At 64.6% G+C, this 18,520-nt stretch carries 7 protein-coding genes and 6 rRNA genes; 9 read left to right on the top strand and 4 right to left on the bottom strand.

What is annotated here, in order from left to right:
• From BS83_RS41060 to rrf (BS83_RS41050), 3 genes are all read left to right on the top strand, one after another.
• Positions 1 to 1,180, top strand: a 16S ribosomal RNA gene (locus tag BS83_RS41060); the annotation flags it as partial.
• Positions 1,181 to 1,415: 235 nt separating this feature from the next.
• A 23S ribosomal RNA gene (locus BS83_RS41055) occupies positions 1,416 to 4,516 on the top strand.
• A 59-nt stretch (positions 4,517 to 4,575) separates the two neighbouring features.
• Positions 4,576 to 4,692, top strand: a 5S ribosomal RNA gene (rrf, locus tag BS83_RS41050).
• A gap of 79 nt (positions 4,693 to 4,771) precedes the next feature.
• Here the strand turns inward: rrf (BS83_RS41050) and BS83_RS41045 are convergent.
• Both BS83_RS41045 and BS83_RS41040 read right to left on the bottom strand, forming a co-directional pair.
• Complete coding sequence (locus tag BS83_RS41045; RefSeq protein WP_051945864.1) at positions 4,772 to 5,701, bottom strand: alpha/beta hydrolase; 930 nt, start codon at positions 5,699 to 5,701, stop codon at positions 4,772 to 4,774.
• A 59-nt stretch (positions 5,702 to 5,760) separates the two neighbouring features.
• The gene (locus BS83_RS41040) at positions 5,761 to 8,268 is read right to left on the bottom strand and encodes an ATP-binding protein (RefSeq protein WP_232248673.1); all 2,508 of its coding nucleotides are present in this window, start codon (positions 8,266 to 8,268) and stop codon (positions 5,761 to 5,763) included.
• A 123-nt stretch (positions 8,269 to 8,391) separates the two neighbouring features.
• On the opposite strand from BS83_RS41040, the gene BS83_RS41035 reads away from it, so the two are divergent.
• Both BS83_RS41035 and BS83_RS41030 read left to right on the top strand, forming a co-directional pair.
• Positions 8,392 to 8,847 (top strand): carboxymuconolactone decarboxylase family protein, encoded by a 456-nt coding sequence (locus BS83_RS41035; protein ID WP_037608503.1) that lies wholly within the window; start codon positions 8,392 to 8,394, stop codon positions 8,845 to 8,847.
• Positions 8,848 to 8,944: 97 nt separating this feature from the next.
• Positions 8,945 to 9,481 carry a Uma2 family endonuclease gene (locus tag BS83_RS41030; protein WP_037608502.1) on the top strand — a complete coding sequence of 179 codons (537 nt, stop codon included), beginning with the start codon at positions 8,945 to 8,947 and terminating at the stop codon, positions 9,479 to 9,481.
• 12 nt (positions 9,482 to 9,493) lie between these two features.
• Here the strand turns inward: BS83_RS41030 and map are convergent, their stop codons facing one another.
• The gene (map, locus tag BS83_RS41025) at positions 9,494 to 10,261 is read right to left on the bottom strand and encodes a type I methionyl aminopeptidase (protein ID WP_037608501.1); all 768 of its coding nucleotides are present in this window, start codon (positions 10,259 to 10,261) and stop codon (positions 9,494 to 9,496) included.
• Positions 10,262 to 10,323: 62 nt separating this feature from the next.
• Here map and BS83_RS41020 point away from each other — a divergent pair, with 62 nt between their 5' ends.
• The 4 genes from BS83_RS41020 (at position 10,324) to rrf (BS83_RS41005) (ending at position 16,297) form a co-directional block, all read left to right on the top strand.
• The gene (locus tag BS83_RS41020) at positions 10,324 to 10,608 is read left to right on the top strand and encodes a helix-turn-helix domain-containing protein (protein ID WP_037608500.1); all 285 of its coding nucleotides are present in this window, start codon (positions 10,324 to 10,326) and stop codon (positions 10,606 to 10,608) included.
• A 658-nt stretch (positions 10,609 to 11,266) separates the two neighbouring features.
• Positions 11,267 to 12,785, top strand: a 16S ribosomal RNA gene (locus tag BS83_RS41015).
• A 235-nt stretch (positions 12,786 to 13,020) separates the two neighbouring features.
• Positions 13,021 to 16,121 (top strand): 23S ribosomal RNA (locus tag BS83_RS41010).
• Between the two features lie 59 nt (positions 16,122 to 16,180).
• Positions 16,181 to 16,297 (top strand): 5S ribosomal RNA (gene rrf, locus BS83_RS41005).
• 101 nt (positions 16,298 to 16,398) lie between these two features.
• Here rrf (BS83_RS41005) and BS83_RS41000 read toward each other — a convergent pair.
• A complete protein-coding gene (locus BS83_RS41000) occupies positions 16,399 to 18,432 on the bottom strand; it encodes a WD40 repeat domain-containing protein (RefSeq protein ID WP_232248672.1) in 2,034 nt (677 codons plus the stop codon).
• Positions 18,433 to 18,520: the final 88 nt, after the last annotated feature.

Genomic DNA, 18,520 nt, shown 5'->3' with positions numbered 1-18,520 from the left:
CGGGAGGCAGCAGTGGGGAATATTGCACAATGGCGCAAGCCTGATGCAGCGACGCCGCGTGAGGGATGAAGGCCTTCGGGTTGTAAACCTCTTCAGCAGGGAAGAAGCGCAAGTGACGGTACCTGCAGAAGAAGCACCGGCTAACTACGTGCCAGCAGCCGCGGTAATACGTAGGGTGCGAGCGTTGTCCGGAATTATTGGGCGTAAAGAGCTCGTAGGCGGCTTGTCGCGTCGGATGTGAAAGCCCGGGGCTTAACCCCGGGTCTGCATTCGATACGGGCAGGCTAGAGTGTGGTAGGGGAGATCGGAATTCCTGGTGTAGCGGTGAAATGCGCAGATATCAGGAGGAACACCGGTGGCGAAGGCGGATCTCTGGGCCATTACTGACGCTGAGGAGCGAAAGCGTGGGGAGCGAACAGGATTAGATACCCTGGTAGTCCACGCCGTAAACGTTGGGCACTAGGTGTGGGTCACATTCCACGTGGTCCGCGCCGCAGCTAACGCATTAAGTGCCCCGCCTGGGGAGTACGGCCGCAAGGCTAAAACTCAAAGGAATTGACGGGGGCCCGCACAAGCAGCGGAGCATGTGGCTTAATTCGACGCAACGCGAAGAACCTTACCAAGGCTTGACATACACCGGAAACGTCCAGAGATGGGCGCCCCCTTGTGGTCGGTGTACAGGTGGTGCATGGTTGTCGTCAGCTCGTGTCGTGAGATGTTGGGTTAAGTCCCGCAACGAGCGCAACCCTCGTTCTGTGTTGCCAGCGGGTTATGCCGGGGACTCACAGGAGACTGCCGGGTCAACTCGGAGGAAGGTGGGGATGACGTCAAATCATCATGCCCCTTATGTCTTGGGCTGCACACGTGCTACAATGGCCGGTACAAAGAGCTGCGATGCCGTGAGGCGGAGCGAATCTCAAAAAGCCGGTCTCAGTTCGGATTGGGGTCTGCAACTCGACCCCATGAAGTCGGAGTTGCTAGTAATCGCAGATCAGCATTGCTGCGGTGAATACGTTCCCGGGCCTTGTACACACCGCCCGTCACGTCACGAAAGTCGGTAACACCCGAAGCCGGTGGCCTAACCCCTTGTGGGAGGGAGCTGTCGAAGGTGGGACCAGCGATTGGGACGAAGTCGTAACAAGGTAGCCGTACCGGAAGGTGCGGCTGGATCACCTCCTTTCTAAGGAGCACATAGCCGCTTGCGAGCGCATGTCTCGCACGGTTGCTCATGGGTGGAACGTTGACTATTCGGCACGCGAGATGAAGGCAAGGGCTAGTACTGCTTCGGCGTGGAACGCTCCTTCTTCTGATTCTCGCGGGTCGGGCACGTTGTTGGGTCCTGAGGGAACGGGCTGGTGACAGTCTGAACCTTCTGGTCGTTGTTTGAGAACTGCACAGTGGACGCGAGCATCTGTGGCCAAGTTTTTAAGGGCGCACGGTGGATGCCTTGGCACCAGGAACCGATGAAGGACGTGGGAGGCCGCGATAGGCCCCGGGGAGCTGTCAACCGAGCTTTGATCCGGGGGTGTCCGAATGGGGAAACCCGGCAGTCGTCATGGGCTGTCACCCGCTGCTGAACACATAGGCAGTGTGGAGGGAACGCGGGGAAGTGAAACATCTCAGTACCCGCAGGAAGAGAAAACAACCGTGATTCCGGGAGTAGTGGCGAGCGAAACCGGATGAGGCTAAACCATGGTGGTGTGAGACCCGGCAGGGGTTGCCATCATGGGGTCGTGGGATTGTGTTTCAGTCGTCTGCCGGCGGCTGGGCGAGTCAGAAACCGAGAGTGTAGTCGAAGGACATGCGAAAGGTCCGGCGTAGAGGGTAAGACCCCCGTAGACGAAACGTTCTCGGCTCGCTTATGCAACTCCCAAGTAGCACGGGGCCCGAGAAATCCCGTGTGAATCTGGCGGGACCACCCGCTAAGCCTAAATATTCCCTGGTGACCGATAGCGGATAGTACCGTGAGGGAATGGTGAAAAGTACCGCGGGAGCGGAGTGAAATAGTACCTGAAACCGTGTGCCTACAAGCCGTGGGAGCACTTCGGTGTGACTGCGTGCCTTTTGAAGAATGAGCCTGCGAGTTTGCGGTGTGTGGCGAGGTTAACCCGTGTGGGGTAGCCGTAGCGAAAGCGAGTCCGAATAGGGCGAATGAGTCGCGCGCCCAAGACCCGAAGCGGAGTGATCTAGCCATGGGCAGGTTGAAGCGCGGGTAAGACCGTGTGGAGGACCGAACCCACCAGGGTTGAAAACCTGGGGGATGACCTGTGGTTAGGGGTGAAAGGCCAATCAAACTCCGTGATAGCTGGTTCTCCCCGAAATGCATTTAGGTGCAGCGTCGCGTGTTTCTTGCCGGAGGTAGAGCACTGGATAGGCGATGGGCCCCACCGGGTTACTGACCTTAGCCAAACTCCGAATGCCGGTAAGTGAGAGCGCGGCAGTGAGACTGTGGGGGATAAGCTCCATGGTCGAGAGGGAAACAGCCCAGAACACCGGCTAAGGCCCCTAAGCGTGTGCTAAGTGGGAAAGGATGTGGAGTCGCAGAGACAACCAGGAGGTTGGCTTAGAAGCAGCCACCCTTTAAAGAGTGCGTAATAGCTCACTGGTCAAGTGATTCCGCGCCGACAATGTAGCGGGGCTCAAGTACACCGCCGAAGCCGTGTCATTCATGCTATAGCCCCAACGGGTGCATGGATGGGTAGGGGAGCGTCGTGTGCCGGGTGAAGCCGCGGAGGAATCCAGTGGTGGACGGTTCACGAGTGAGAATGCAGGCATGAGTAGCGATACAAGAGTGGGAAACTCTTGCGCCGATTGACCAAGGGTTCCTGGGTCAAGCTGATCTGCCCAGGGTAAGTCGGGACCTAAGGCGAGGCCGACAGGCGTAGTCGATGGACAACGGGTTGATATTCCCGTACCCGCTTTGAAGCGCCAACGGCGAACCTCTGAATGCTAAGGCCGTGAAGCCGCCCCGGAGTCTTCGGACAAAGGGGAGTGGTGGAGCCGCCGGCCCAACAGGGTAGTAGCTGAGCGATGGGGTGACGCAGGAAGGTAGTCCAGCCCGGGCGGTGGTTGTCCCGGGGTAAGGGTGTAGGCCGTGTGGTAGGCAAATCCGCCACACAATAGGCTGAGACCTGATGCCGAGCCGATTGTGGTGAAGTGGATGATCCTATGCTGTCGAGAAAAGCCTCTAGCGAGTTTCATGGCGGCCCGTACCCCAAACCGACTCAGGTGGTCAGGTAGAGAATACCGAGGCGTTCGGGTGAACTATGGTTAAGGAACTCGGCAAAATGCCCCCGTAACTTCGGGAGAAGGGGGGCCACGCCTGGTGACGGCACTTGCTGCCAGAGCTGGGGGTGGCCGCAGAGACCAGCGAGAAGCGACTGTTTACTAAAAACACAGGTCCGTGCGAAGCCGTAAGGCGATGTATACGGACTGACGCCTGCCCGGTGCTGGAACGTTAAGGGGACCGGTTAGCTCCATTTCGGTGGGGCGAAGCTGAGAACTTAAGCGCCAGTAAACGGCGGTGGTAACTATAACCATCCTAAGGTAGCGAAATTCCTTGTCGGGTAAGTTCCGACCTGCACGAATGGCGTAACGACTTCTCGACTGTCTCAACCATAGGCCCGGTGAAATTGCATTACGAGTAAAGATGCTCGTTTCGCGCAGCAGGACGGAAAGACCCCGGGACCTTTACTATAGCTTGATATTGGTGTTCGGTTCGGCTTGTGTAGGATAGGTGGGAGACTTTGAAGCAGCAACGCCAGTTGTTGTGGAGTCGACGTTGAAATACCACTCTGGTCGTGCTGGATGTCTAACCTGGGTCCGTGATCCGGATCAGGGACAGTGTCTGGTGGGTAGTTTAACTGGGGCGGTTGCCTCCTAAAATGTAACGGAGGCGCCCAAAGGTTCCCTCAGCCTGGTTGGCAATCAGGTGTTGAGTGTAAGTGCACAAGGGAGCTTGACTGTGAGACCGACGGGTCGAGCAGGTGCGAAAGCAGGGACTAGTGATCCGGCGGTGGCTTGTGGAAGCGCCGTCGCTCAACGGATAAAAGGTACCCCGGGGATAACAGGCTGATCTTCCCCAAGAGTCCATATCGACGGGATGGTTTGGCACCTCGATGTCGGCTCGTCGCATCCTGGGGCTGGAGTAGGTCCCAAGGGTTGGGCTGTTCGCCCATTAAAGCGGTACGCGAGCTGGGTTTAGAACGTCGTGAGACAGTTCGGTCCCTATCCGCTGCGCGCGCAGGAGTATTGAGAAGGGCTGTCCCTAGTACGAGAGGACCGGGACGGACGAACCTCTGGTGTGCCAGTTGTCCTGCCAAGGGCATGGCTGGTTGGCTACGTTCGGGAGGGATAACCGCTGAAAGCATCTAAGCGGGAAGCCTGCTTCGAGATGAGTACTCCCACCCACTTGATGGGGTAAGGCTCCCAGTAGACGACTGGGTTGATAGGCCGGATGTGGAAGCCCTGTGAGGGGTGGAGCTGACCGGTACTAATAGGCCGAGGGCTTGTCCATAGTTGCTACGCGTCCACTGTGCTGTTCTGAGACAGCGATCACCGCTTGTTTCACCGTGTTTCGGTGGTCATAGCGTGAGGGAAACGCCCGGTTACATCCCGAACCCGGAAGCTAAGCCTCACAGCGCCGATGGTACTGCAGGGGGGACCCTGTGGGAGAGTAGGACGCCGCCGAACAACCATTCCAGTGAAGCCCCCTGACCTACGGTCAGGGGGCTTCACTGCGTTCCGGACCCATACGATCCCGGACCGCGACTCAGCGTCCGAGAATTCGCCGGAGCCAGCGGGTCCGTGCCTCCCGGGCGTCATGGCTGAGGACCGCATGCGGGGCGAACGTGTCGTAGCCGTGGAACGCACCCGGCCAGACATGGAGTTCGGCGTCTCCCCCGGCCTGCCAGATGCCGTTGGCGTAGGCGACGGCCTCGTCCCTGAAGGTCTCGGCCGATCCGACGTCGACGTAGGCGGCCGGCAGTGCGGAGAGGTCGGCCGCCCGTGCGGGGGCCGCGTGCGGCGACAGGTCGGCAGCGCGGTACCGGTCGCCCAGCAGGGCCTGCCACGCGGTCGCGTTGGAGGTGCGGTCCCAGATGTCGTGGCCGGCCATCTGGTGGCTGGAGAAGGAGTCGCCCCGGTCGTCGAGCATCGGGCTCATCAGCACCTGCCCGAGGGGAGTCGGTCCCCCGCGGTCACGGGTCAGCAGGGCGAGCGCGGCGGCCAGGCCGCCGCCCGCGCTCTTGCCCGCGACGATGACGCGATCCGGGTCCAGGCCCAGCCCTGCCGCGTCCTCGGTCGCCAGGACCAGTCCGGCGTAGCAGTCCTCGACCGGGCCGGGATACCGCGTCTGCGGGGCGAGCCGGTAGTCGACGGAGACGACGGCGAGGCGCAGCGGTTCGGCCCACTCCCGCAGCAGCCGCGGGAGGACCGACCAGGCGTTGCCCGTGATCATGCCGCCGCCGTGCATGTAGTACAGGACGGGCAGCGGCTCACGGCTCCCGGAGGGGCGTGCGACCACCAGTCGGATCGTCCGCCCGTCCGACGCCCCTGACGCCGGCAGCCCCAGCTCCGTCACCTCGAAGCGGCCCTCGGCCGCCAGATCGCGCACCGTGGGCCGGGGCCGGGCGGCGGCGTCCCGTGCCTGCCAGGCCGCTAGGCCTTCCGGGGTGACCGGCTTCCTCTCCTCGGGGCGCATGGCGGCCAGGGCCTGGCCCAGCTCCGGGTCGAAGGGAGGAGGCGGCGGCGGTTCGGACCTCACAGCACCTCCTGCAGGACGGCCAGCCCCGCGGCCCGGTGTTCGGCGGCGGCCTCCGGATCCGAATCGGCGAGCACGAGCGCGATTCCCTCGTGGGCCTGGGCCTCCTCGTGCCGGTAACCGAGCGCTGGGGCGAGCTCCAGCGCCTGGCGGTGCAGTCGCAGAGCCTCCTCGGGAAGACCCGCGAGTCGGCAGGTCTCGGCATAGCCGTTCAGGAAGCGGACCTTCCACTCCTCCTCGAACAGCTCGTCGAGAAGTGCGAAGGCCTCGCGGTGACTCGCCAGGGCCTCCTCGTAGCGGCCCATCTGGCGCAGCGCGATGCCGAGGCAGTTCAGGCACCACGCTTCGTTGTTCATGTGCCCGTCCTCCCGGGCCAGGGCGAGCGCCCGCCGCAGGTGTTCCGCCGCCTGCTCCGGCTGCTCGCGGGCGATGGCCACCCCGAGGGTGATCCGCGCCGTCAGCGTGGGCGGCGCACTCGGGTCGGCGTGCGGCAGGTCCAGCACCTGCTGTGCCTGGCGGGCGGCCTCCTCGTGCTGTCCCAGCTGGAGCTTGGCCCAGGCCTCCGACGCGGCGGCGTGGGCCGCGCCCGTCGGGTGCCCCGCCTGCTCGAACAGTCTCCCCGCCTGCCGGAAGAGTTCCAGCGGCTCCTCGACATGACCCTGGTCCCAGCTCAGATAGCCGCGGCGCACCGCGAGTTCCGCTTCCAGCCGGATGTCTCCGGCCTGGGACAGCCGGGGAGCCGCCGCCGCGTAAGCGGCGCCGGCCTCGGCCATCCGGCCCGCGTTGTAGCGGGCGAAGCCCAGATCACTGGGCGCCTCGGCCAACTGCAGCGGGTCGCCAAGACGCTCGGCGGCGGCCAGCGACCGCTCGAAGAGGAAGTTCAGGTGCGTCGTGCCGCAGCGGCGTGCGAAGTAGGCCTTGAGGAAGCGCGGCAGCTCGCAGACGTGGAGGTCGGCCCCGGTCGCGACGGCCGTCTCGAACGCGGCCATCAGGTTGCCGTACTCCGTCACCAGCCAGGCGAAGGCCGCGTACTTGTCGGCGAACCGCGGCAGAGCCGCCGGAGGCTGTCCCGCCGAGGCGGCGCGACCGGGGGACAGGAACGGCATGGCGGAGTCGGCGGCCGCCGCCGCGTGCACGTAGTAGTCCAGCACCCGGTTCAGCGCCCGCCCGCGCGCGGCCTCGGAGTCCTGCTCCGCGCCGGCCCGGCGTGCGTGCTGGTGCACCAGGTCGTGCATCCGGTAGCGGCCGGCCGTCGGCTGCTGCACCAGATGGGCGTCGAGCAGGTCCTCCAGCATCATCCTGACCTTGGGCAGCGGCACGTCCGCCAGGGCCGCGGCCACGTACTCGTCGAAGGACGCGCCGGGCAGCAGGCCGAGCAGCCGGAACAGGCGTGCCTGGGCCCGGTCCAGCTGCCGCACGGACATGGCGAAGGCCGCGTCGAACTCGCCGGTGCCCTCCGACATCCGCTCGACGAGGATGCCCACCGTCCAGCCCGGCCGGTGCCGCAACCTGGCTCCGGCGAGCCGCAGCGCCAGCGGCAGCCTCCCGCACAGCCGCAGCACCTCGGCGGCGGACTCCGGCTCGCGGGCCAGCCGGCCCTCGGCGCCGCCTGCGTCACCGCTGGCCCGCGCGAGCAGCTCCGCGCTCTCCTCCGGGCCGAGCACGTCCAGCGAGACCGGCGGCACCTCGTCGAGGTCCAGCAGCCGGTTGCGACTGGTGATCAGGACGACGGACGGCCCGGCGCCGGGGAGCAGCGGACGGAGCTGGTCGGCGTCGGCGGCGTTGTCCAGCACCACGACCGCGCGCCGGCCGGCCAGCTCGGCCCGCCAGCAGGCGGCCAACGCCTCGACGCCCTCCCGCGGCACCCGTTCGGACGGCACGTCCAGCGCGCCGAGCAGCATCCGCAGCACCGGGTCGGGGTCGAGCGGCTCGCGGCCCTCGGTGAAGCCGTGCAGGTCCACGTAGAGCTGCGCATCCGGATACCGGTCGGCCAGCCGGTGCGCGGCGTGCACCGCGAGGCACGTCTTGCCGACGCCCGCCATGCCGTCGACGGCGACCAGGCCGTGGCTCTGCACCGCAGCGAGCACGGCGTCGAGCTGCTCCCGCCGCCCGGTGAAGTCGGGGACGTCGCGCGGCAGGTCGTTGCGCGGTCGTGGCTGCAGCTGACGGCTGGCCTTCGGCGGCGCGGGCAGCGGGTTCGAGCTGCGCTCCCAGAGGGGCCGCAGCGGGCGGGGGTCGCGCTTGACGAGCCGGCACAGCGCGACGACCGCGGGCCAGGGCGCCACGGTCTGACCACTGAGGTACCGCGACAACGACGAGGAACTGAGCCCCGTGTCCCGCGCGAGGGCCCGGACGCCGAGCCCGGACAGTTCCTGGAGCAGCCGCAACTGGGCGGCCAGCTCGTCCTGTGGATCGTTCTTGCCCGACTGCTGTTGTCCCGGCACTCGTTCCCCCGTCGTGTGTCCCGCTCCCGAAGAAGTCTTTCCGCAGGATTCGGTGCTGGTCAAGGGCGTTGAGGGTGTCCCACGGTGTCCCACGGCCGTCGTCAGGGCGCGGGGACTCGGCTGTGATGGAGTCACGCCCCGGGGGAACGGGGAACAGCTCGAAAGACGTAAGAGGAGATCACCGAGATGCAGTCCCGCATGCAGAACCCCGCCGTCGTCCTCTCCGGTGCGATGCAGCCGATCCAGGACCTCTTCAAGGCCGTGCACTCCGGGGGAGTGGACGGGGAGATCCTCGAGCTCGTGCACCTTCGGGTCAGCCAGATCAACGGCTGCAGCGCCTGCGTCGACGGTGGCGCGAAGACGGCCCGCAAGGCGGGGGTGAGCGACGAGAAGCTGGCGACGGTCGTCGCCTGGCGCGAGGCCCCGTACTTCTCCGAGGAGGAGCGCGCGGCCCTCGCCCTGGCCGAGGCCGCGACCCGTCTCGCCGACACCCCGGACGCGGTCAATGACGCGATCTGGGACCAGGCCGCGACCTTCTTCGACGAGAAGCAGCTCGCCGCCATCATCCTGATGATCGGCGTCACCAACCTGTTCAACCGCCTCAACGCCACGACCCGCCAGATCGCCGGCGCCTGGGGATGACGGGCAGCGTCCCCACCCGTCGGCCCGGGGAGCGGCAAGCCGCCTCGGCGGCCGCCGCTCCCCGTTCCCGGGAGGGCGACTTCTGTACGCTGGCGGTATGAGCGACCAGTCGGACATGGACCGGGCCTGGGAGGAGCTCGAGGTGCCGGACGGTCTGACCGCGGAGTACTTCGGCGGCCAGATCATCATGCAGGCCAACCCGACGACTCTCCACGACTTCATCATTCGCAACGTCACCCGCCAGGACTTCCCTGGCGTCGAGGCCTGGGGCGAACGCGGCATGGATCTGGAGACGGACGGGAAGCCCCGCCCGGACGTCGTCTTCATCGCCCCCGAGGACATCCCGATGCAGGTGCGGGACTGGCCCGTCTCGCTGGTCCAGGCGGTCGCTGAGGTCGTCTCGCCGAGCTCGGCCAAGGACGACCTCCGGACCAAGCGGGAGCTCTATGCCCTCCACCGGATCCCGGTCTACCTCGTGGTCGATCCCCGGCAGGCGACCTGGCACGTGCTGACACTCTCCGGGATCGGCTACGTCGAGACCGCGGAGGGCGTCTTCGGACAGTCGATCCCGCTCGAGCTCCCGGCAGGGCAGGTCACCGTGACCACGCAGGGATGGCAGCCCTACCCGCTCTGAGGCCCCCGGCCGTCAGGGGAGGGTGAGGATGCGGGGGCCGTCCTCCGTTATGGCGACGGTGTGCTCGATGTGGGCGGCGCGGCTCCCGTCGACGGTGCGGAGCGTCCAGCCGTCGGGGTCGGCACGGTAGGCGTCGCTGCCGCCGGCCATGAGCATCGGCTCGATCGCGAGGGTCAGGCCCTGGCGCAAAGGGAAGCCGCGACCGGGCTGCCCCCGGTTGGCGACGTGGGGGTCCTCGTGCATCCGGCGGCCGATGCCGTGGCCGCCGAAGTCGGCGGGCATGCCGCAGGCCGCCTTGGCGGCGACCGTGCCGATCGCGTGGGAGATGTCCCCGATCCGGTGACCGACCGTCGCGGCGGCGATTCCGGCGTCCAGCGCCTCCTGGGTCGCGGCGATGAGCGCCACGTCGGCGGGACGAGGGGTGCCGACGACGAAGCTGATCGCGGCGTCGCCGGTCCAGCCGTCGAGTTCCGCACCGCAGTCGATGCTGACGAGGTCCCCGTCGCGGAGGCGGTAGTCGTCCGGGATGCCGTGCACGATGGCGTCGTTGACGGAGGCGCAGATCACGGCGGGGAAGGGGCTCGGAGCGAAGGAGGGCTGGTAGCCCAGGAACGGCGAGCGCGCCCCGGCCGAGGCGAGCACGGTGCGGGCAGCCTCGTCGAGCTCGCGCAGGCCCACCCCCACGGCCGCCGCCGCGCGTACCGCGGCGAGTGCGTTGGCCACGACCCGCCCGGCCTCCCGCATCGCCTCCAGCGCCGTGTCGGTCTTGAACTCCACCATGTCTCGTGACTCCCCGCGATGCGCTGCTACCCAATACTTATACCGGTATTAGTATCACGGGTATGGTCAGAGTCCCCCTGAGTCCGGAAGAGCGACAGCGCGGCGAGCGGTTCGGAGCCCTGCTCCGCGCGGCCCGCGGCGAACGCAGCATGGTGGACGTCGCGGCGGCAGCCGGCGTCTCCGCGGAGACCCTCCGCAAGATCGAGACGGGCCGCGCCCCCACCCCGGCCTTCTTCACCGTCGCGGCGCTGGCCCATGCGCTGAACCTCTCGTTGGACGACCTGGCCACGGCGTGCAGCGAGGACGCTCCCGACGAAGGCACGGGCGACCTGGTCCTGTCAGCCTGACCCCGGCGCCGCGGCCGTCGCCACCATGCACCGCATGACGTGTCGACGAGACTGATCAGCCGTTCCGCCGGCGCAGCCCGGTTGAATCCCAGACCTGTCAGCCAAGCACGCGCGACCTGAGCGGACAGCCTGTCGGCTCTCGACAGAGCGACCCACTCGCTCTGGTGCCCGTCAGCGCTCCCCTTGATGCTCTCGGCCGCAGCGTACGAGACGGGCCCGGTTTGACTCCGGCCGTGGGGGCACGTAGTGTTCTCCGAGTTGCCCTGCCTGCGGTTGCAGGTCTGGAGGCGACGAACTCCCTTGAACTGATCGCACAGACGCTTGATTTGTGCTGCCATTTTTCGGGAATTGTGGGTCTGGCTGGTGGATTTGGTTCGCACCGAGGAAATCAGCTAGAGTTTCACTCGTCGGAACGGGCCGGAGCGAAAAGCGAAGGCCGGAAGTTCTGATAAGCTGGAAAACGAAGGAAGCGCCCGGAGGGCCCGGTGAAACGGGGCCGAAGGAAGCGTCCGTTCCTTGAGAACTCAACAGCGTGCCAAAAGTCAACGCCAGTTACTTTTGAGATGTTTTAAAATCAGCGAGGATGCTGTGCACGAGTCCCCCTTATTCCGGTGGGATGTCGTGCCGCTCAACGCGAATGCCCGATTACGGGAATACATTCACGGAGAGTTTGATCCTGGCTCAGGACGAACGCTGGCGGCGTGCTTAACACATGCAAGTCGAACGGTGAAGCCCTTCGGGGTGGATCAGTGGCGAACGGGTGAGTAACACGTGGGCAATCTGCCCTGCACTCTGGGACAAGCCTTGGAAACGAGGTCTAATACCGGATACGACCCTGGAGCGCATGCTCCGGGGTGGAAAGCTCCGGCGGTGCAGGATGAGCCCGCGGCCTATCAGCTTGTTGGTGGGGTGATGGCCTACCAAGGCGACGACGGGTAGCCGGCCTGAGAGGGCGACCGGCCACACTGGGACTGAGACACGGCCCAGACTCCTACGGGAGGCAGCAGTGGGGAATATTGCACAATGGGCGCAAGCCTGATGCAGCGACGCCGCGTGAGGGATGAAGGCCTTCGGGTTGTAAACCTCTTTCAGCAGGGAAGAAGCGCAAGTGACGGTACCTGCAGAAGAAGCACCGGCTAACTACGTGCCAGCAGCCGCGGTAATACGTAGGGTGCGAGCGTTGTCCGGAATTATTGGGCGTAAAGAGCTCGTAGGCGGCTTGTCGCGTCGGATGTGAAAGCCCGGGGCTTAACCCCGGGTCTGCATTCGATACGGGCAGGCTAGAGTGTGGTAGGGGAGATCGGAATTCCTGGTGTAGCGGTGAAATGCGCAGATATCAGGAGGAACACCGGTGGCGAAGGCGGATCTCTGGGCCATTACTGACGCTGAGGAGCGAAAGCGTGGGGAGCGAACAGGATTAGATACCCTGGTAGTCCACGCCGTAAACGTTGGGCACTAGGTGTGGGTCACATTCCACGTGGTCCGCGCCGCAGCTAACGCATTAAGTGCCCCGCCTGGGGAGTACGGCCGCAAGGCTAAAACTCAAAGGAATTGACGGGGGCCCGCACAAGCAGCGGAGCATGTGGCTTAATTCGACGCAACGCGAAGAACCTTACCAAGGCTTGACATACACCGGAAACGTCCAGAGATGGGCGCCCCCTTGTGGTCGGTGTACAGGTGGTGCATGGTTGTCGTCAGCTCGTGTCGTGAGATGTTGGGTTAAGTCCCGCAACGAGCGCAACCCTCGTTCTGTGTTGCCAGCGGGTTATGCCGGGGACTCACAGGAGACTGCCGGGGTCAACTCGGAGGAAGGTGGGGATGACGTCAAATCATCATGCCCCTTATGTCTTGGGCTGCACACGTGCTACAATGGCCGGTACAAAGAGCTGCGATGCCGTGAGGCGGAGCGAATCTCAAAAAGCCGGTCTCAGTTCGGATTGGGGTCTGCAACTCGACCCCATGAAGTCGGAGTTGCTAGTAATCGCAGATCAGCATTGCTGCGGTGAATACGTTCCCGGGCCTTGTACACACCGCCCGTCACGTCACGAAAGTCGGTAACACCCGAAGCCGGTGGCCTAACCCCTTGTGGGAGGGAGCTGTCGAAGGTGGGACCAGCGATTGGGACGAAGTCGTAACAAGGTAGCCGTACCGGAAGGTGCGGCTGGATCACCTCCTTTCTAAGGAGCACATAGCCGCTTGCGAGCGCATGTCTCGCACGGTTGCTCATGGGTGGAACGTTGACTATTCGGCACGCGAGATGAAGGCAAGGGCTAGTACTGCTTCGGCGTGGAACGCTCCTTCTTCTGATTCTCGCGGGTCGGGCACGTTGTTGGGTCCTGAGGGAACGGGCTGGTGACAGTCTGAACCTTCTGGTCGTTGTTTGAGAACTGCACAGTGGACGCGAGCATCTGTGGCCAAGTTTTTAAGGGCGCACGGTGGATGCCTTGGCACCAGGAACCGATGAAGGACGTGGGAGGCCGCGATAGGCCCCGGGGAGCTGTCAACCGAGCTTTGATCCGGGGGTGTCCGAATGGGGAAACCCGGCAGTCGTCATGGGCTGTCACCCGCTGCTGAACACATAGGCAGTGTGGAGGGAACGCGGGGAAGTGAAACATCTCAGTACCCGCAGGAAGAGAAAACAACCGTGATTCCGGGAGTAGTGGCGAGCGAAACCGGATGAGGCTAAACCATGGTGGTGTGAGACCCGGCAGGGGTTGCCATCATGGGGTCGTGGGATTGTGTTTCAGTCGTCTGCCGGCGGCTGGGCGAGTCAGAAACCGAGAGTGTAGTCGAAGGACATGCGAAAGGTCCGGCGTAGAGGGTAAGACCCCCGTAGACGAAACGTTCTCGGCTCGCTTATGCAACTCCCAAGTAGCACGGGGCCCGAGAAATCCCGTGTGAATCTGGCGGGACCACCCGCTAAGCCTAAATATTCCCTGGTGACCGATAGCGGATAGTACCGTGAGGGAATGGTGAAAAGTACCGCGGGAGCGGAGTGAAATAGTACCTGAAACCGTGTGCCTACAAGCCGTGGGAGCACTTCGGTGTGACTGCGTGCCTTTTGAAGAATGAGCCTGCGAGTTTGCGGTGTGTGGCGAGGTTAACCCGTGTGGGGTAGCCGTAGCGAAAGCGAGTCCGAATAGGGCGAATGAGTCGCGCGCCCAAGACCCGAAGCGGAGTGATCTAGCCATGGGCAGGTTGAAGCGCGGGTAAGACCGTGTGGAGGACCGAACCCACCAGGGTTGAAAACCTGGGGGATGACCTGTGGTTAGGGGTGAAAGGCCAATCAAACTCCGTGATAGCTGGTTCTCCCCGAAATGCATTTAGGTGCAGCGTCGCGTGTTTCTTGCCGGAGGTAGAGCACTGGATAGGCGATGGGCCCCACCGGGTTACTGACCTTAGCCAAACTCCGAATGCCGGTAAGTGAGAGCGCGGCAGTGAGACTGTGGGGGATAAGCTCCATGGTCGAGAGGGAAACAGCCCAGAACACCGGCTAAGGCCCCTAAGCGTGTGCTAAGTGGGAAAGGATGTGGAGTCGCAGAGACAACCAGGAGGTTGGCTTAGAAGCAGCCACCCTTTAAAGAGTGCGTAATAGCTCACTGGTCAAGTGATTCCGCGCCGACAATGTAGCGGGGCTCAAGTACACCGCCGAAGCCGTGTCATTCATGCTATAGCCCCAACGGGTGCATGGATGGGTAGGGGAGCGTCGTGTGCCGGGTGAAGCCGCGGAGGAATCCAGTGGTGGACGGTTCACGAGTGAGAATGCAGGCATGAGTAGCGATACAAGAGTGGGAAACTCTTGCGCCGATTGACCAAGGGTTCCTGGGTCAAGCTGATCTGCCCAGGGTAAGTCGGGACCTAAGGCGAGGCCGACAGGCGTAGTCGATGGACAACGGGTTGATATTCCCGTACCCGCTTTGAAGCGCCAACGGCGAACCTCTGAATGCTAAGGCCGTGAAGCCGCCCCGGAGTCTTCGGACAAAGGGGAGTGGTGGAGCCGCCGGCCCAACAGGGTAGTAGCTGAGCGATGGGGTGACGCAGGAAGGTAGTCCAGCCCGGGCGGTGGTTGTCCCGGGGTAAGGGTGTAGGCCGTGTGGTAGGCAAATCCGCCACACAATAGGCTGAGACCTGATGCCGAGCCGATTGTGGTGAAGTGGATGATCCTATGCTGTCGAGAAAAGCCTCTAGCGAGTTTCATGGCGGCCCGTACCCCAAACCGACTCAGGTGGTCAGGTAGAGAATACCGAGGCGTTCGGGTGAACTATGGTTAAGGAACTCGGCAAAATGCCCCCGTAACTTCGGGAGAAGGGGGGCCACGCCTGGTGACGGCACTTGCTGCCAGAGCTGGGGGTGGCCGCAGAGACCAGCGAGAAGCGACTGTTTACTAAAAACACAGGTCCGTGCGAAGCCGTAAGGCGATGTATACGGACTGACGCCTGCCCGGTGCTGGAACGTTAAGGGGACCGGTTAGCTCCATTTCGGTGGGGCGAAGCTGAGAACTTAAGCGCCAGTAAACGGCGGTGGTAACTATAACCATCCTAAGGTAGCGAAATTCCTTGTCGGGTAAGTTCCGACCTGCACGAATGGCGTAACGACTTCTCGACTGTCTCAACCATAGGCCCGGTGAAATTGCATTACGAGTAAAGATGCTCGTTTCGCGCAGCAGGACGGAAAGACCCCGGGACCTTTACTATAGCTTGATATTGGTGTTCGGTTCGGCTTGTGTAGGATAGGTGGGAGACTTTGAAGCAGCAACGCCAGTTGTTGTGGAGTCGACGTTGAAATACCACTCTGGTCGTGCTGGATGTCTAACCTGGGTCCGTGATCCGGATCAGGGACAGTGTCTGGTGGGTAGTTTAACTGGGGCGGTTGCCTCCTAAAATGTAACGGAGGCGCCCAAAGGTTCCCTCAGCCTGGTTGGCAATCAGGTGTTGAGTGTAAGTGCACAAGGGAGCTTGACTGTGAGACCGACGGGTCGAGCAGGTGCGAAAGCAGGGACTAGTGATCCGGCGGTGGCTTGTGGAAGCGCCGTCGCTCAACGGATAAAAGGTACCCCGGGGATAACAGGCTGATCTTCCCCAAGAGTCCATATCGACGGGATGGTTTGGCACCTCGATGTCGGCTCGTCGCATCCTGGGGCTGGAGTAGGTCCCAAGGGTTGGGCTGTTCGCCCATTAAAGCGGTACGCGAGCTGGGTTTAGAACGTCGTGAGACAGTTCGGTCCCTATCCGCTGCGCGCGCAGGAGTATTGAGAAGGGCTGTCCCTAGTACGAGAGGACCGGGACGGACGAACCTCTGGTGTGCCAGTTGTCCTGCCAAGGGCATGGCTGGTTGGCTACGTTCGGGAGGGATAACCGCTGAAAGCATCTAAGCGGGAAGCCTGCTTCGAGATGAGTACTCCCACCCACTTGATGGGGTAAGGCTCCCAGTAGACGACTGGGTTGATAGGCCGGATGTGGAAGCCCTGTGAGGGGTGGAGCTGACCGGTACTAATAGGCCGAGGGCTTGTCCATAGTTGCTACGCGTCCACTGTGCTGTTCTGAGACAGCGATCACCGCTTGTTTCACCGTGTTTCGGTGGTCATAGCGTGAGGGAAACGCCCGGTTACATCCCGAACCCGGAAGCTAAGCCTCACAGCGCCGATGGTACTGCAGGGGGGACCCTGTGGGAGAGTAGGACGCCGCCGAACAACCTTTCCAGTGAAGCCCCCTGACCATAGGTCAGGGGGCTTCACTGCGTTCCGGACCCAGATGTCCGCATTCCGCATTCAGTAGTCGGTCATTCGGCTCGTCACAGATCGAGCGAGAGACTGAGAACGCCGCGGTCGTGTCCGACGATCAGCTCGGAACCGGCGGCCGCCAGGCAGGTGACCGCCACGTCCAGGGCCAGGTGCTGGACCAGGCCGGTTGCCGGTTCCCATACCCGCAGGCTCCGGCCGGCCTTGCTGCCGGTGGCCAGGACGGTGCGCCGTCCGGGCAGCGGGCCCGGGAGTGGGACGGCGGCCATGGCCGTCAGCGGACTCCCCGGAGCATCCGGAGGCAGGCTTTCACCGACCGGCGTTCCGGTGGCGGGATCCCACAGCACGATCACGCCCCGGCGATCTCCGGTGGCCAGCAGAGCGCGGTCGCTCATCGGCACGGCTGCCACGTCCGTCACCCGGTGTCGGAGATCCTCACGTGCCTGCTTGCTCAGTTGTACTGCGGCGCCCGGCTCCCACGCGTCCTCGACGGCCGGATCCCAGAGGTGGACGTCGCCCTGGGCGTCCGCGGCGGCTATCAGGGTGTGGCCGGCAGCGATCGGGACTGCGGTGATCGCTTCGATCGCACGGCCGTGGGGGTTGAGGCGCGCGACGGATTCTCCCGTGCGTGGGTCCCGCACCCGGACCGCGCCCCGTGGGGTGGCGGTGACGAGCAGGGTCCGGCCGTCCGGCACCATCGCGGTGCACATGCTGTTCACGGCGCCGAGCCAGTTGGCGACGGGTTCACAGACCTGCTGCCCGGTGATCGCGTCCCAGAGGGCGACCGTCCCGTCGGCGTATCCGGCGGCCAGCAGGACGTCACCGTCCGAGAGCCCAAGGGCCGTCAGCGACTGGACGGGGTTCTGCTGCACCGTCATCGCCTCGTGGACCAGCCGGCCGCCCGCGGCGTCCCACACGTGCACCACACCACTGTCCCCGGCTGCGGCGACGAACGTCGGTCCGCCCGGAAGGGACGCGACCGTGAGGGCGTTGACACCCTCCCCGGGTCCGGACGAGGAGCCGGAGAGGACGGTCACCCGGCCTCGGGAGGTTCCGTCGGCGGCGAGGAGCGCGCCGCCCTCCCACCGAAGTCCCTTCTCCGGCGCATCGGTCCTCCCGGTCCTCCCGGTCGTCCCGGGCTGCCTCGCCGCCGGCACTGACGCCGACGCCAGGGGCTCCTGCGGGCGCGCACCGCCGGGTGCCTCCACCAGGCAGTCGGCGGTGCTCCAGATCTGCGCGCACTGGGGGCAACGGAAGTTTCCCGCCAGCAGCATCAGGGTCCTGGCCCATGCCCTCCCCGCCCAGTCCGGGGTGCCCTTGGCCGCCACCATGCCTGCGACCAGGCACAGGACGGCCCGGCCCGGCATCTCCCTGGGCAGACCCGCCGCCGCGACCGCGTGTGCCAGCCGCATGAAGGGTTCCCACCCCGCCCCGAGCGCCCCTTCCTGCAGCGTCTCGGCGATCTCGCCCCAGATCGGTTCGCCCTGGTGGTCCTGAGCGGTTTGCGGCAGTTCCGGTGCTTCGAAGGGCGGATGCACCGGGTCCACGAAGAAGTCGGGGATCTCCGTCTCGGACTCGCACCCGGGGCAGCACAGCACGACGCTCTCCTCCTCGGGGTAGAGGTCGCGCCAGAGTGCTTGGCCGATGTGGTGGCCGTCGAGTGCCACGCAGGCGAGCGCGAGGTCCGCACACTGCGCGGCGGGCGTGCCGACGCCGAGGAAGCACCGTGCGGCCGCCACCCCGGCCGAACAACGTGCGGCCTTGAATCCCGCTTCGAGGTCGGCGGGGAGCGGGTCGGCGGCCCCTGCGGTGACCATGCATCCGATGTCCACCCACAGGTCCGCGAAATGACCCGGTGAGGCTGCGGCCGCGCCGACGATGTGCGGCAGGACGGCGTAGGCGCCGCTGTAGAGGGTCTCCTGCTCCAGCAGGCCGTCGAGGACCCGGCTCCAGGGCTCCCGCCACTCACTCCCGGTCCCGGTGGCGATCGTGGCCGCCACCGCCTCCAGGACTTCCTTCACCTCGTCGACCGCCACTCCGTGGAGGTCGTGCCAACGGGGACTGTCCAACGGCAATGTGGCGATCACGGAGCGGGCTCACAATCAGCGGCGACGGTCGGGCGGACGCGGGGTCAGGGCCGGTCCGCGACGTCGTGCCCGAACCCGCGCAGGACCG

Origin of the sequence: Streptacidiphilus rugosus AM-16, assembly GCF_000744655.1 — a bacterium.
GTDB classification, from domain to species: domain Bacteria; phylum Actinomycetota; class Actinomycetes; order Streptomycetales; family Streptomycetaceae; genus Streptacidiphilus; species Streptacidiphilus rugosus.
This window is presented reverse-complemented; position numbering and strand designations above follow the sequence as displayed.

What these genes read in the sequence shown, in the direction of transcription:
- BS83_RS41045 (WP_051945864.1), bottom strand. Translation starts at nt 5,701, where the DNA reads ATGCGCCCCGAGGAGAGGAAGCCGGTCACCCCGGAAGGCCTAGCGGCC.
- BS83_RS41035 (WP_037608503.1), top strand. Translation starts at nt 8,392, where the DNA reads ATGCAGTCCCGCATGCAGAACCCCGCCGTCGTCCTCTCCGGTGCGATG.
- BS83_RS41030 (WP_037608502.1), top strand. Translation starts at nt 8,945, where the DNA reads ATGAGCGACCAGTCGGACATGGACCGGGCCTGGGAGGAGCTCGAGGTG.
- map (WP_037608501.1), bottom strand. Translation starts at nt 10,261, where the DNA reads ATGGTGGAGTTCAAGACCGACACGGCGCTGGAGGCGATGCGGGAGGCC.
- BS83_RS41020 (WP_037608500.1), top strand. Translation starts at nt 10,324, where the DNA reads ATGGTCAGAGTCCCCCTGAGTCCGGAAGAGCGACAGCGCGGCGAGCGG.